General features: G+C 58.7%; 14 protein-coding genes. 4 read left to right on the top strand and 10 right to left on the bottom strand.

What is annotated here, in order from left to right:
* Nucleotides 1-369: 369 nt before the first annotated feature.
* Both AC1RME_RS08705 and AC1RME_RS08710 read left to right on the top strand, forming a co-directional pair.
* Nucleotides 370-948 (top strand): DUF4337 domain-containing protein, encoded by a 579-nt coding sequence (locus AC1RME_RS08705; protein WP_493090995.1) that lies wholly within the window; start codon nucleotides 370-372, stop codon nucleotides 946-948.
* Between the two features lie 165 nt (nucleotides 949-1,113).
* A complete protein-coding gene (locus AC1RME_RS08710) occupies nucleotides 1,114-1,581 on the top strand; it encodes a hypothetical protein (RefSeq protein WP_096820161.1) in 468 nt (155 codons plus the stop codon).
* A 117-nt stretch (nucleotides 1,582-1,698) separates the two neighbouring features.
* Here the strand turns inward: AC1RME_RS08710 and AC1RME_RS08715 are convergent, their stop codons facing one another.
* From AC1RME_RS08715 to AC1RME_RS08755, 9 genes are all read right to left on the bottom strand, one after another.
* Nucleotides 1,699-2,220: a hypothetical protein gene (locus AC1RME_RS08715; protein WP_096820162.1), complete on the bottom strand. Its 522-nt coding sequence runs from the start codon at nucleotides 2,218-2,220 to the stop codon at nucleotides 1,699-1,701.
* Between the two features lie 797 nt (nucleotides 2,221-3,017).
* Nucleotides 3,018-4,256 carry a DUF2599 domain-containing protein gene (locus tag AC1RME_RS08720; protein WP_096820164.1) on the bottom strand — a complete coding sequence of 413 codons (1,239 nt, stop codon included), beginning with the start codon at nucleotides 4,254-4,256 and terminating at the stop codon, nucleotides 3,018-3,020.
* Nucleotides 4,257-4,322: 66 nt separating this feature from the next.
* Nucleotides 4,323-6,011 (bottom strand): DUF2599 domain-containing protein, encoded by a 1,689-nt coding sequence (locus AC1RME_RS08725; RefSeq protein WP_096820165.1) that lies wholly within the window; start codon nucleotides 6,009-6,011, stop codon nucleotides 4,323-4,325.
* A gap of 155 nt (nucleotides 6,012-6,166) precedes the next feature.
* Nucleotides 6,167-6,652 carry a GNAT family N-acetyltransferase gene (locus AC1RME_RS08730; protein WP_096820166.1) on the bottom strand — a complete coding sequence of 162 codons (486 nt, stop codon included), beginning with the start codon at nucleotides 6,650-6,652 and terminating at the stop codon, nucleotides 6,167-6,169.
* Nucleotides 6,653-6,665: 13 nt separating this feature from the next.
* Nucleotides 6,666-6,881 carry a DUF4287 domain-containing protein gene (locus tag AC1RME_RS08735; protein ID WP_096820167.1) on the bottom strand — a complete coding sequence of 72 codons (216 nt, stop codon included), beginning with the start codon at nucleotides 6,879-6,881 and terminating at the stop codon, nucleotides 6,666-6,668.
* A 104-nt stretch (nucleotides 6,882-6,985) separates the two neighbouring features.
* Entirely contained in the window at nucleotides 6,986-7,855 is an 870-nt protein-coding gene (locus AC1RME_RS08740) for an SEL1-like repeat protein (protein WP_096820168.1), read from the bottom strand.
* A 70-nt stretch (nucleotides 7,856-7,925) separates the two neighbouring features.
* The gene (locus tag AC1RME_RS08745; protein WP_096820169.1) at nucleotides 7,926-9,176 is read right to left on the bottom strand and encodes an MFS transporter; all 1,251 of its coding nucleotides are present in this window, start codon (nucleotides 9,174-9,176) and stop codon (nucleotides 7,926-7,928) included.
* A gap of 121 nt (nucleotides 9,177-9,297) precedes the next feature.
* Nucleotides 9,298-9,675, bottom strand: a complete 378-nt coding sequence (locus tag AC1RME_RS08750) for a hypothetical protein (protein WP_141401774.1) — start codon at nucleotides 9,673-9,675, stop codon at nucleotides 9,298-9,300.
* A gap of 86 nt (nucleotides 9,676-9,761) precedes the next feature.
* Nucleotides 9,762-10,643 (bottom strand): LysR family transcriptional regulator, encoded by an 882-nt coding sequence (locus AC1RME_RS08755; RefSeq protein ID WP_096820171.1) that lies wholly within the window; start codon nucleotides 10,641-10,643, stop codon nucleotides 9,762-9,764.
* A gap of 133 nt (nucleotides 10,644-10,776) precedes the next feature.
* Between AC1RME_RS08755 and AC1RME_RS08760 the strand changes: the two genes are divergently transcribed.
* The gene (locus AC1RME_RS08760) at nucleotides 10,777-12,426 is read left to right on the top strand and encodes a GMC family oxidoreductase (RefSeq protein WP_096820172.1); all 1,650 of its coding nucleotides are present in this window, start codon (nucleotides 10,777-10,779) and stop codon (nucleotides 12,424-12,426) included.
* Between the two features lie 80 nt (nucleotides 12,427-12,506).
* On the top strand, nucleotides 12,507-14,129 hold the full coding sequence (locus AC1RME_RS08765; RefSeq protein ID WP_096820173.1) for an MFS transporter: 1,623 nt from the start codon (nucleotides 12,507-12,509) through the stop codon (nucleotides 14,127-14,129).
* A gap of 50 nt (nucleotides 14,130-14,179) precedes the next feature.
* Here AC1RME_RS08765 and AC1RME_RS08770 read toward each other — a convergent pair whose 3' ends face one another.
* Nucleotides 14,180-14,548: a DUF427 domain-containing protein gene (locus tag AC1RME_RS08770; protein ID WP_096820174.1), complete on the bottom strand. Its 369-nt coding sequence runs from the start codon at nucleotides 14,546-14,548 to the stop codon at nucleotides 14,180-14,182.
* Between the last annotated feature and the right edge of the window lie 55 nt (nucleotides 14,549-14,603).

Here is a 14,603-nt window from a genome sequence, read left to right on the forward strand (position 1 = left end):
AAACGAGCGTCCTTTTGGCAGGGCTGTGCGACTGGTTTTCCGGCGGGCTTGCAGACCCGATCACTGATGGGCAGTGACGGGAATCAAGTTACGGAGGGAGCGCCAGACGCACAAGCCGGCGGATTCTGTCTTAGGTGTAGGGCGTGGCGCAAGGCGTTGTGGGCATCGGGATGTGACAAGAGACCTCGCATAAACAGGCCACGTGTTTCGCGTTTAATGTCTGACAAAAGAGACTGTTTCGCAGTCCGACAGGAATACGTAAATCAGCTCGTCCGCTTTCATCCAGACACCGCCAGCCCCCTGTGTCTAAAAAACCGGCCACCCTGCATAATCCGCGCAAATTCCTTCATCAATCCAAGTCCGACCGTCATGCCTGAAGAGTTCGAAGTCCCCAGTCCTCACGAGCAACACGTTGAACACACCACCCATCATGCCCACGCAAAAGGCGATCGCTTTGCCAGCAAGATTGCGGTCATGACGGCGATCATGGCGACGGTCGGCGCCCTGATGAGTTATCAGGCCGGTTCGACGGAGAGCGAGGCCGCCATGGACAAAAACAACGCGGCCATCCAGAAGACCGAAGCGGCCAACGAGTGGAACTACTACCAGGCCAAGTCCAGCCGGCAGAACCTGTCGGAGCTGGCCAGCCATCTTCCGGGGCTGGATTCCGCTCACTATGTTGCCGAGGCGCGGCGCTACGCGGAGCAGAAAGAGGAAGCCCGCAAAAAGGCGGAAACTCTCGAGCAACAGGCAAGAGAGTGGGACGAGAAGTCTGAGCAGGTGCTACATCAGCATCACCGCTGGGCCCAGGCCATGACCGCGATTCAAATCTCCATTTCACTGGCGGCCATCACCTTGCTGACACGCAAGGAATGGCTCAGGCGCGTCTCGTTTGGGGCGGCGGGTGTGGGTGTCATGTTGGGTTCGCTGGCCTGGTTGCATATCTGAGTGAGGTGGTCAGACTTCAGCCGGTTGAATCCGCAGCCAAAAGCAGTCGTTGCCGATAGACTGCTTCCGGCCATAAGCGGACGCCTCCTGAAAAAATCAGCAAGACTATTTTGCTACTATCGCGCGCTATAGCCCAATTGCACGAAGTAAACCTCAGGTATTTACATGTTCGACAGAAGCGACTTTGATCAACTTTCAAGGGAACAGCAGATTTGTAGGGCTGCACAAAGTGTTTGTCGCGGTCTCTACTATGTCACCTATCCAAACGACGCCTTTCGATATCCTGAGTCGCAGGAGACCATCAGGATAACTCGCGCACCCAAACGGCATGGTGAAAACGGACTAAAATTCTGGCTCCAAGCAGAGTACTTAGATTGCCAACCTGAAAATGACAGCCATTTCCCACAGCACGTATCCGACGCTAAGTTTGAGGAAATCTCGGAAGCTGTTTTCAATCAGATGATTGCGGACCGGACGATTGATTTGATTGCACCGCTCAAGCAACCGCTGCATGAGCCGACAGGTTTTGTCGGAGCGTTGTTGATGTACTCAATGAAGACGGACTTCATCGTTTCACTGTTCGCAGAGTATGACGACGAGTACATTCATTTCTATTGGGACACGATTTCATAAGCTCTGGCACCAAGGACTGAACGCGGATTAATTCGAACGTCCGATTGGGGTCGAAAGCAGCCGCTTTTGGCCGATCTCTGTCTGTCGTGAAGGGCTGCATCCGACTCATAGCTGTAATTAAATTGAGGTAACGAAGCGGGTTTCGAGGCCTACACTTACTGGCGGTAGCGCATTAATCAATACTACGGCATCGTCGCCCTGGTTAAGGTAGATCAATGAGTCACCGGTCTCGAACGTAATCCTGAATCCGGCTAGCCAAGGCTCTTGCCCGTTGAAAGAGTCAAGAATTCCCTCAACTGCGCAAATTTTTGTGTTCTCAAGGTGGGTTGCTGATAAACCTGCAAGCAGGTTTTCCCTTTTCCAGGAGCATGTCACGTTCGGCTCTATCTCGAAGGAAGCCGGCGTATCAGAAGGCAACAAGTCCGCGCCTACTCTCTCGCCATCACTCAAGAGATACATGGATAGAAGTTCTCGCTCGCCAAAACGCCACTCTAGAGAACCTATGTCTCCCAGATCTTTCTCGTCGTTGAAATAGTACTGGTCGTGCAGCAGCGCACCCAGCCGCTTTCCCAAAAGCGAACGTGCGTTTTGCAGGTCTAGGACAGCTCTTGTAGGGGATGGGGAGTGTCGGCTAGACATCGGGCACCTCATACAGGTCGAAAGAGAGGCAGATACTACACAAGCTCTGTTACATCCGCTTCTGGCCGAAAGCGGTAGCTCGTCAGTAGCCGCTTTCGGTTTCACAAGAGACATCTACACAAAACATCATCGCGACTGAAACGCAACACAAACCCACCCGTCAGGTAAAGCACCATGTATCACGTAATTGGCGTATGCACCTCAAAAGAAGGAGAGCGTTTGCGTACGTTGAACCCACTGGAGCGAATTGTTTTCAGGTCTGGTCACTTTCATTCGAGGGGATATTTTTCCCTCATAGCGCCTGCTTTTGAGCAATATGCTCAACGGGATGCAAAGATAGGCATTACATCATTGCATGCACAGTTCCACCTCAGGAACCATGAGTTAGATGAGGTTCTGGAGATTCTGAATAATCTCGAAATGGAACTGAATCAGCGACCGAAAAGCTGGCAGGAGTATCTCGGTACCATTCAGTACCCAAGACAAGAGCCCCGCCCCATACAACCGATGTTACTCAGGCGTCGAGCACTTCGGCTTGTTGGCACGCTGCGAACGTTCGTGCTTAAAGCTCAGGCCCAAAATACAGGCCTGGCCTATGGAACGGGGGTTTGTTATCGCGCTCTGTGTGGCATAGAACTGCCGCCGGGCTCTGTGTATTCCTGATGCCCGGTCTCCAAGGCCTGGATTGAACAGTCGATAGGTTCTACCTCTGACCTGATGAGCAAGAGACGGCTGCTCACAACCCTGCCTGCCAATACCCAAGGCACCGGCAGACAGGGCTCCACCACTCAACAACCTCAGTAAGGATTACACCGCTGAGCCACCGCCGTCGCCTGATCCACATACGGCCGCGCAGGCTCAAGGTTCCACTCTGGCTTGTTCCTCACAGGCTTGCCATCGAACGATGCGGCCAAGTGACAAACCAGCTGCCGACGCAATGACCCGCCATTGACGCTGTACATCCGCCATTGCTCGTCGTCTTTGTGTTTGTTGTACAGCTCGGCAAACATCCGGTCGGTCTGGTCATCCTTGATCGCACGCCCACAAGCAGTCGGCACGACTTGCAGTGACCAGGTCTTCGGCCCGAGTTTCGGGTCGTCGCGTTGGGCCCAGGTGCTGGATTCGATGTACTTGTCGCAGAACTGTTGGGCCGGTGGCGCCGCGGTCTGGATGCACGAGAACGTAGCCTTGCTGGTCGGCGTTTTTGGGAAGTCTATCTTGACGATGTTGCGGTCCTTGCCGGTCTTGGCTTTGTAGTCGCGCTGGTTGGCCAGGGCGTCGTTCAGACCCCGTGAATCGCTGTAGAAAAAGGCCAGGATCGGCAACTCATCAGTCTTCGGATTGCCCAGGCGCAACTCGGTCTGGGTCTGGAATTCACGGGTGTTGATGACGCGTCGGGCGCCCATGAAGTTCTGGAACGCGTTGACCCGATCCTGGCTGCTCATCGGGTTGCGCATGTTGAAACCGCATTGCAACTGGTCCTGCTTGCGGTCGTTGTTGAACTTGGTGAAGTGCGCGACCCAGGCGTTGACGTTGGTGATCGGCGGGGCCATGGACTGGCAGACTGCCTCGGTCTGACTGGTGTTCTTGTTGTTGCCGCAGCCACGGTCGTCGCGAAAATCGGTCCAGGCATCGTTGGGAAACGCGCAGTAAACGTGCACCGGATTTTCCGGGTCACGCACCATGTCGACCGGGGTGATGATGTAGCCGTTCTGGGTGCTCATGCCGGGGTCTTCGTAGCTGATGCCATCGGCCCGCATGTAGGACGCGGCAAACGTGCCCAGCTCGACCGCTTTGGGGCTGGGGTTCCAGACATCCCACTTCTGTCCTTTTGCCGGATCGGCACGGTGAGTGCCGCGAATCAGCAAACCCGAACAGTCCGACGCCGGGTCTTTGCCACAACTGGCGGTAGTGTTGTTGTACAAGCTTTCAACGCGTTTCAGCGTGTCTTCGCAGGACTCGGCGTTGGCCGACGTCGCGTGCAGAAACAACGGAACCGCAAGTAGTGGGACGATCCTGCTCCAGCGTTCTTTCATGACGTGTTTCTCCCTGATTGTTCTTCTCGTCTTCCCTGTTCAATGACGTCCGGTACCCGGCGGGGCTTAGCGCGTAACCGGATTGCACCCCGCCGCCCGGGTCTCGGCGTCCGAAAGCGCAGGCCGGAACGGCTCAAGATTCCACGGTGTCTTGGCGCGGTAATTCACCAGTACGCAGTTCAATTGCTGGCGCATGCTGCCGGCGGATTTCTCGTTGTCGCGCCAGTTGCCATCGGCACCTCTGAGGGCGAACAACTGCTGGTACAGGGCATCGATCTGCTCATTGGGCAAGGCGCGCCCGGCGGCTGTCGGCACGACGCTCAAGGTCCATTCGTCCTGACGGGTGCCCGGGTCGTAGCGTTTGACCCAGTCGGCGGAAGCGATGTACTGCGGTGCCTTGACCGGCAGCGGGTTGCAACCGGCCTTGGCGGCTTCCTGAGGGGTGACGACGGGGCGGAACGGTTCCAGATTCCACTCGGTCTTGCCCGGGTAGTTCTGCACCAGACAACTGAGTTGCTGACGCATGCTGCCGGGTGTTTTTTCGTTGTCGCGCCACTGACTGTCGGCCCCGCGCAGCGCGAACAATTCCTTGTACAACGCCTCCTGGTCGCTTGCCTGAATCGCCTTGCCCTGAGCGGTCGGCGTGACGTTGAGCGTCCATTCGTTCTTGCCGGTGCCGGGGTCGTGGCGCTCGACCCAATTGGCCGACGCAATGTAGCGAGACGTCACCGGTGCAGGCTGGCCGTTGCCGGCGGTCGTCAGATCAATCGCCTGATCCGCCGCGACATAACTGAAGCGCTGCTCCGGCGGCTTGGTGAAATCCAGCCGCAGGATCGGCACGCTGTAACCCTGGGCCTGAAGTTTCTTCTGGAAATTGCGCGCACTGTTCAGGCCGTCTTCCGGCTTGGGTGGCGCCTGATCGCCGCGAGTGGCGAAGTTCTGGGTGCTGTTGACGTTGTAGATGAAGGCGTCGATGTACTTCATGTTTTCGCTGCCATCGTTGGTGGCCGAGGCATTCTTCAACATGAATTCGTTGACCTGTGCGCTGAAGGCAAAGGGGTCTTTGTTGGTGGTGTTCACCCGCGATTCGTGGACACGGATCATCGCATTCCAGTCGCTGGGCTTCTCCGCGTTCCAGGAACACTGGCCGTACTGGATCGGCCCTTTCATCAGCCCGGTGTATTTGTTGGTCCACTGCTCGGCAGTGTTCACTCCGGCCTCCGCGCAGGTGCCATAAGCCAGCGCAGCGTTCTTGTTGTTCATCGGTGGTTGGGCGGCGCGCGGCGGTTCACGACTGTCGAAAAAGCCGCAGCCATACCACTTGCGTTCGGGCCCGGTGCCGCCATCGAAAGCGTAGATGCAGGTGAAGCCTTGCTCCTTGACCGGCAGTTGCAGCGCCGCTGCATCGGTGGGATTGCGCAGGATGAAACCGGCCGGGTGAATGAGGATGCGCGTGCTCAGATCCTTGCGAATCCACGAGTAGGACGTCGCACCGATCTTGATCGCGTAAGGGCTGTAGTCCCACGGATTGAACGGCCCGTCGTTGACCATGCGCAAGGTCACACCGCTGCAGTAGTAATGCCCGCGAGCGGCGCCGGTGTCAGGCTCCTGGCACGCATCCTTGAGGGTGTTGTAGTTGCGGTTGATGCGGTTCAGGGTTTCCAGCGGGTCGAGCGGTGGCTGGGCAGCCACTGCGCTGAATGCGAGGGAGGCGAAAAACGTCAGGAAAAAGGGCGAACGAACGGCTGCGCGCATAACCGACACTCCTTGTCGTGCGAGATGAGACTTCCTTCAAAGGCAGCGTAGTTAGCACATTCTGTGCGGTCAAACCGATGGGTAAACAGTGTTCGAAAATGCACTTGAAAAAGGGGCCAGCGAACCGACAGCCCCCTCGCAACAAGAGACATGCATCAGACAGGGACTCTACTGCGCCGCATGTGAATCAACGCCGTCCGACCGCCATTCGGCGCGGCGCGCTCCTCGATATCAAACGGCACAAACCCCAGCGTCGGATACAGCAGCAATCCCGCCGTATTTTCATTGAAACAGGACAGCTGCACCTCTTTGGCCTCCCAGCGCTCGAAGGCCAGTTCAGTCATGGTCTCGACGATAAACCGGGCCACGCCTTTGCCCCGGGCACTCGGTGCCACAATCACATTGCCGATGCAGCAAATGCCCTGGCGCTCGGCGCGATAGAAGTTGGCGAACCCGACAATCTCGCCCTCCGCCTCGACCACCGTGGAGTCGAAGCGCTGACTGATCGCAGCGTTCATCTGCGCTTCCGTCAACGGAAATTCCGCCTTCGGGAACATGAAATACAACTCCTGAACGCCCTGCGGAAAACTGCAAATGGTTTTGACGTCGTCAGCCTTCACCGGCCTGTGGTTCAAGTTCATGGCTGCCCTGCCCTCACTTTTTGCCGCTTGCCAGATGATGGGCGACCAGCGCGTTCGCATGCCCGTGGCCCATGCCGTGTTCGGTCTTGAGCCAGGCGACCAGTTCCATGTGTTTTTTGTCGGTGATACTGGCGAGAAGCTTCAGCCAGTGATCGATGGGCTGGCCGTACTTTTTTTCAATCGAGGGAAAGTAGGATGCCGGGCCTTTCACTTTTGCGTCTTCGCTCATGCTGCAAGCTCCCTGAGATCACGACGGAGTGTCGGATAACGCTCCTTGTCGTCGAGCGATAGATTGGACGCCAAACGCTGGCCCGGCAAGTGCACCTGGTTGTCTCAGTTCAAACCTGCCCTGACGGAAAGTTTTGATGACCAGGACTCTTGTCCAGCCTTCATTATCGGCTCGGCGGGGAAGCGGTAATTGCCAAAGGCCTCGAGCACGGCTTGATCGACAGCGGCGTTTCCCGAACTCTCGACCAATATGATTTCGGGCACCAGCGAGCCGGGTTTGCCTTTGATTTCCAGCGTGACGGGTTTACTGGCGGAACCAGGTTTGCTCTGTTTCTTAAGGGCAAACTCCATGTCGCCCACCGTTCCGGAGAGGCTGTTGCCGGTACTCTCATACCAAATTGTGTTGTAGCGCTCGACCTGCTCGGCCGTCATGGCCAGACCTTGAGCACGAACTCGCTGAACGCCTTCCCATGAGGTGTCGCCGATATATCGGCTGGCACTCAGGTAGTGCGTCATTGCACCGGACAGATCCTGTGGGCCACCTTTGCCCTCCTCCATCAAGCGCGCCAGCCGGGCATCACTGTACGCACTGCCAGGTTGCACTCGCTGATACAACCGTCGCGCTTCACTAGCGTCTGCCACTTGACCGCTGCCCTCTTCCGCCATCCGCGCAAGTTGTTCGTAGCCGGCGGCATCGTGGGCAGCAACGGACTCATAAAGGGCTCTGGCCTTGCCCATGTCTTGCGGCAGCCCACGGCCAAATTCATACAGAACGCCGAGCGCGATCCGGCATTGAAGATTGCCGTTGTCGCTGGCCTCGCGGATGTATTCGACCCAGTCTCTGGAGATGTCTTTTGTCGTGGCGAATATCCGGCATCGCATGCCGGCCAAGCTCTGTTCCTGGGGTGTTGGCGAGGTGGTTTTACAACCTGCGACGAGGGTCACCAGAGCCAATAAAGCAACAGCCTTGTTCATGGAGTCTGTCCGTTGAAAGTATGCGAACTCCATCGGCCGTTTTTTTGAGAAATTGAACCCGGATCAGAGATCAGGGTACGACGGCACTCGGCTGCCGGGTTGATTCAACACCAGACCGCTGCACTGTCTCCGGCACCGCCACCCAAAGCAGCACCAGCGCCGCCATCGCCACCGCCGCCAATGTCAAAAACGCAGCGCTGTACCCCGCCTCCTGAACCACAATTCCCGCCAGGCTATTGCTCAACGCCGCGCCCAGACCGAACACCGTCGAAATCGCCCCGAGGCTGACATTGAAATGCCCGGTTCCCAGCGTCAGGTCTTTTACCACCACCGGAAACAGCGCGCCGAAAATCCCCGCGCCGACGCCATCGAGTAACTGCACTGAAACCAGCCACCACGGATCGTTCGACAGCACATACAACCCCCCACGTAACGGCAGGATCAGAAACCCCGCCAACAGCAACGGCTTGCGCCCCCACAGATCGGCCTTTGCGCCCACCAGCAACGCGACCGGCACCATCACCATTTGCGCCGCCACGATGCAGGCCGAGGTGAGCGGCGTGGCCATCTGCAGATTGGCTTGCGCCAGTTTCTGACTCACCAGCGGCAACATCGCCGCGTTCGCCAGATGAAACAGCGCACAGCAAATCGCGAACATCAGCAGCGGTCTGTTGGTGAGCAACACGGAAAGCCCCGAAGGCTGCTTGCCCTGCCCCGTTTCGCTGGGTGAAAGACCTCGGGCGAGATCGTGATCAATGGCATCGGCCGATACGAACGAGACGGCAATCACGCTGGCCAGCGCCATGACCGCCATCAGATAAAATACGGCAACCGGGCCGAACAGGTACGCAGACAAACCGGCCAGCAGTGCGGCGCAGGCGTTGCCGGCGTGGTTGAAGGTTTCGTTGCGCCCGGTTCTTCGCGTGAAGGCGCGAGGTCCAGTAATGCCGAGGGTGATCGCGCAGATGGCGGGGGCGAAGATTGAAGCGGCAACGGCACTGATGGCTTGCGTCACGGCCACCAGGGTAAACGACGTCACAAATGGCAGCAGCAGACAGCTAACGGTGACCACCAGTGCGGCAATCGCTATCAGCGCCCGCTTCAAGCGTGTGCTGTCGACCAGCGCGCCTGCCGGGGTTTGCGTGATGAGCGCGGCGATCCCGGCGATGGTCATGACCAGACCGATACTCGCCGGCTCCCAGTGGTGAACCGCCAGCAGATAAATCGCCAGATAGGGACCGAGCCCGTCACGCACGTCGGCGAGGAAGAAATTCAGGCTGTCGAGGGACAGGTTATTGCGGCGATCGAGGTGAGTGGCCACGGGAAGCGTCTTCGTAGTCGAGGTTCTGCGAGATGACTCAACCTCTGCAACTTGAATGACCTGTCGCCCTAGAACTTAGTTGCACCACGCCCACCGCCAAGGCGATGGGCGCCGCTCGTTCTCAGACAGGCGGGACCGCAGGACTCTCCTGAGCCTTTTTGACCTCGACTTTCTTCAGTTCCTTGGCCTGAGTGACATACATCAGGACAGCATTCCAAAAACCTGACCCGCCACTGGCCAACAGTCCCAGACACACCACGCCGAGATCAGACTTGAGAAAGACGAAGTCGCCCGGTATGGCTCCACGGGAAAGGAACGCTGTGATGACCCCGCCTACGACGGCAAGTATTTGCAGATAGGACCGGCGCCTTCCCTCTGCCTTGGGATCATCGTTCACTTGATTCAGACCGGGTATGAATCCTTTCACGATTTCAACGACCCGCTCTGTAGCAATGCTCAATCCAAGTACGACACCTATAAACGAAATCAGAATATCCATGACCGATCTCTCGCGCAGTTGATTCATCGGGGGCGGCATCACATCGCCACCATTCAACTATAGACGCTGCCATGGACCGGGAGAGATTATCGAAGGAGCGCTTGCTCCGCCTCACACAACCCCACCACATAATCCCAAACCACCCGCAACCGCACCGACTTGTGCAACTCCCGCCGCGTACTGATCCAGTAACTGCGCTCGATACTCTCATCCGGCAACAGCGCTACCAAATCCGGATCCGACGCCGCCATATAACAAGGCAGCACCGCAATCCCCAGCCCCGAACGTGCCGCCTGCTGCTGGGCGATGACGCTGGTGCTGTGAAACACCACGCGCGGATTGCGGCAGAAGCTGTTGAGAAACATCAGTTCCTGACTGAACAGCAGATCGTCGACATAGCCGATCCACGCATGCCGGCCAAGATCCTCGCGACTGCGCAGCGGCGGCGCATTGTCGAGATAAGCGCGACTTGCATAGAGCGCGAGCCGATAATCAGTGAGTTTGCGGGTGACGAGCATGTCCGCCGCTGGCCGTTCCAGGTGAATACTGATTTCCGCCTCGCGGTTGAGGATGCTGACGAAACGCGGCACCGCCACCAGTTCCACTTCCAGCCCCGGATAACGCTCGAAAAGCCCGATCATGCGACTGGCCAGAAACATGATACCCAAGCCTTCGGTGACACCGACACGGATCTTGCCCAGCGGCGCGGTGGACTGGGTGATTTCTTCCTGAGCCAGCAGCGCGACGTTTTCCATGGCTTCGGCGTGTTTGAGTAGCGCCTCCCCCGCCGGGGTCATTTCGTAGCCTTGGGCATGCTGGACGAACAGCGCGGTGCCAAGGCTTTTTTCGATGGCCTCGATATGCCGGGCAACGGTGGCGTGCGTGGTGTTCAAGCGGCGGGCGGCCGTGAGCAAGCGGCCGCTGCGTTGCAACTCGAGAAAGAACCGCAGGTCGTTCCAGTCGAACATGGCTTGTCCTTGTCGGCTATCGTCAGAAAGCGCTGTTTGAAAACGCACAGCGGCTGCGCAAAAACTAACATTCTTTTGACGAAAGCTAACAACTAGGATGACTGACAACAAAAACAATAAGTGAGGTCAGGGAATGCAGACTTCCCTCGATGAATTCGATTACATCGTGGTCGGTGCCGGGCCGGCCGGGTGTTTGCTGGCCAATCGGCTGTCGGCCGATCCGCAGCAGCGCGTGTTGCTGCTGGAGGCCGGCGGGCGCGACAACTATCCGTGGATTCACATCCCCGTGGGTTACCTGTTCTGCATCGGCAACCCCCGCACCGACTGGTGCTTCAAGACTGAAGAACAACCAGGCCTTAACGGCCGCGCGCTGAGTTATCCGCGCGGCAAGGTGCTGGGTGGCTGTTCGTCGATCAACGGCATGATCTACATGCGCGGCCAGGCCAGCGACTACGACGGCTGGGCCGCCGAGGGCAATCCTGGCTGGGCCTGGAATGACGTGCTGCCGCTGTTCAAACAGAGCGAAAACCACTTTGCTGGCGCGGCGGACTTTCATGGTGACCAGGGTGAATGGCGGGTCGAACGCCAGCGCTTGTCATGGCCGATTCTCGATGCGTTTCGCAGCGCTGCCGAACAGAGCGGCATCGCCAGCATCGATGACTTCAACCAGGGCGACAACGAGGGTTGCGGTTACTTTCAGGTCAATCAGAAAGCCGGGGTGCGCTGGAATGCGGCGAAGGCGTTTCTGAAGCCGATTCGCGATCGGGCCAATCTCACGGTGTTGACCGACGTAGAGGTGGATCGCGTGCTGTTCGAGGACGGTCGCGCCGCAAGGGTCAGCGCACGTTGGCAGGGTCAAGAAAAGCGCTTCAAGGCGCGCAAGGAGATCGTGTTGTGCGCAGGTTCCGTGGGCTCGCCGAGCATTCTGCAACGCTCCGGAATCGGGCCGCGTCCGCTGCTGGAAAAGCTCGGGATCGGCGTGGTGCATGAACTGCCGGGCGTCGGCGGCAACCTGCAGGATCACCTGCAACTGCGGCTGATCTACAAACTGGAGAACGCTCGCACCCTCAACCAGATCGCCGGCAGCGTGTGGGGCAAGATGGGCATGGGCCTGCGCTATCTGTATGACCGCAGCGGGCCGTTGTCGATGGCGCCGAGTCAGTTGGGCGCGTTTGCCCGCTCGGGGCCGGAACAGACCTCGGCCAATCTCGAATACCACGTGCAGCCGCTGTCGCTGGAGCGTTTTGGCGAGCCGTTGCACAGCTTCCCCGCGTTCACCGCGTCGGTGTGTGATTTACGGCCGCAGAGCCGGGGACGGGTCGAGATCCGCTCCGCCGATCCTCAGGAAGCGCCGCTGATCCAGCCCAATTACCTGAGCCATCCCGAAGACCTGCGCGTGGCCGCCGATGCGATTCGCCTGACCCGGCGCATCGTCAGCGCCCCGGCCCTGCAAGCCTTCAACCCGGTGGAATACCTGCCCGGCGCCAGCCTGCAAACCGAAGAACAACTGCACGAGGCGGCGGCGAAGATCGGCACGACGATTTTTCACCCGGTCGGCACCTGTCGCATGGGCAATGACGCGAACGCGGTGGTCGATGCGCAATTGCGCGTGCACGGTGTGCCCGGTCTGCGGATTGCCGATGCGTCGATCATGCCGCGCATTACCTCGGGCAACACCTGTTCGCCTACGCTGATGATTGCCGAAAAAGCGGCACAGCTGATCCTCAACCCAACCGCCCGGAGTTTTCCCGCCGAAGAAAAAGCATTGCCCGCACTCTCTTGACCAAAGGAATAGCGGCGCCAGCCCACGAGGTCGGCGCCGACAGTGGAACAACAAAAACAATCACTGTGAGGGATACCGATATGTCAGAACACGTTCAGTCTCTGGACGCCGTGCGCAGCGCGGACGCCAGCCCCGATACCCGAAAGGTCATCTTCGCCTCGTCCCTGGGGACGGTGTTCGAGTGGTATGACTTCTTTCTCTACGGCGCCCTGGCGGCGGTGATCAGCAAGCAGTTCTTTGCCGGGGTCAACGACACCACGGCATTCATCTTCGCGTTGATGGCGTTTGCCGCAGGCTTCATCGTGCGGCCGTTCGGGGCGCTGGTGTTCGGTCGGTTGGGGGACATGATCGGGCGCAAATACACTTTCCTGGCGACCATCATTCTGATGGGCGTGGCGACGTTCGCGGTGGGCCTGCTGCCGACCTACGCCAGCATCGGCATCGCCGCGCCGATCATTCTCGTGGGGCTGCGCATGCTTCAGGGCCTGGCCCTCGGCGGTGAGTACGGCGGCGCCGCGACTTACGTGGCAGAACACGCGCCCATCGGCAAACGCGGTTTCCACACCAGCTGGATTCAATCCACCGCGACCCTCGGTCTGCTGCTGTCGCTGCTGGTGGTGCTCGGGTGCCGCTACTTCACCGGCGATCAGTTCGAAGTCTGGGGCTGGCGCATTCCGTTTCTGCTGTCGATCGTGCTGCTGGGCATTTCCACCTGGATTCGCCTGAGCCTGCACGAGTCGCCGGCCTATCTGAAGATGAAAGAGGAAGGCAAGGCCAGCAAGGCGCCGATCCGCGAATCCTTCGGTAAATGGGAAAACCTCAAAGTCGTGCTGATCGCCCTGTTCAGCATCAACGCCGGGCAAGCGGTGACCTTCTACGCCGCACAGTTCTACGTACTGTTCTTCCTCACCCAGTTCCTGAAAATGGACCCGGCGGTGGCCAACAGTCTGCTGATCATCAGCGTGGTGATCGGCGCGCCGTTCTTCATCATTTTCGGCTGGCTGTCGGACAAGGTCGGACGTAAACCGGTGCTGATGCTTGGCCTGCTGCTGGCGACGGCGCTGTACTTCCCGATCTTCAAATCCCTGGCCCACTACGCCAACCCGGCCATCGACCACGCCAGCCAGCAGGCGCCGATCACCGTTGTGGCGGATCCGGCCACCTGCACCTTCCAGTTCGACCCGGTGGGCAAGGCCAAATTCGACAGCCCGTGCGACAAGGTCAAGACCTTCCTGGTCAAGCAAGGCCTGCCCTACTCCAGCGTCGCCGCCCCGGCGGGCAGCGCGGTGCAAGTGAGCGTCGGCGATGTCAAACTCGATGGCTTCGACGAGGCATCACTGCGCGGCGCGATCACCCTCGCCGGCTACCCGCAACAGGCTGACCTGCAACAGATCAACAAGCCGATGATCGTGGCCCTGATCGTCGCCCTGATCATCATCTCCGCCATGTGTTACGGCCCGCTCGCGGCGCTGATGGTCGAACTGTTCCCGACCCGCATCCGCTACACCTCGATGTCCTTGCCGTACCACATCGGCAACGGCTGGTTCGGCGGTTTCCTGCCGACCGTGTCGTTTGCGCTGGTGGTGTACACCGGGGATATTTTCTACGGGCTGTGGTACCCGGTGCTGATTACCGGGGTGAGCCTGGTGGTGGGGATGATCTGTCTGCGTGAGACGAAGAATATCGATCTGGACAAGAACTGATCCTTGATCAGTGTGGCGAGGGTTTCGCACCCTCGCCACCGCACTGAATCTCAGACCTCCGCCTCCAGCAATTCAAACTTCACCTGATCGGGATAGAACGCAACGTAATCCTTGATCTGGCTGACCGAAATCTTCGGATGTTCGTACGTCCACACCGCGTTCGCCCCCTCATGCCCGGGCACTTGCAGACTGAAATAATTGGCGTCGCCCTTGTACGGGCAATAACTCGTGTGGTCGGTGCGGGCGAAGTATTTTTCGTCGATGTCTTCGCGGGGGATGTAGTAGACCGGCGGGTAGTTGGCCTCGAGCAGCACCAATGCTCGGGCGGAGGCGGCGACTTGTATGCCATGGAACTTCACCAGCAGGCAGCCTGGCTGCTCGGCGATGGTGATGACGGGACTGGGACCGGAGGTTTTCATCGGTTTCTCCTGACAGCAGCGAAGGGAGCGCTTCAGGTATAACCCATGCCGCCGG

Source organism: Pseudomonas sp. GW822-FHT03F08 (genome assembly GCF_058801265.1).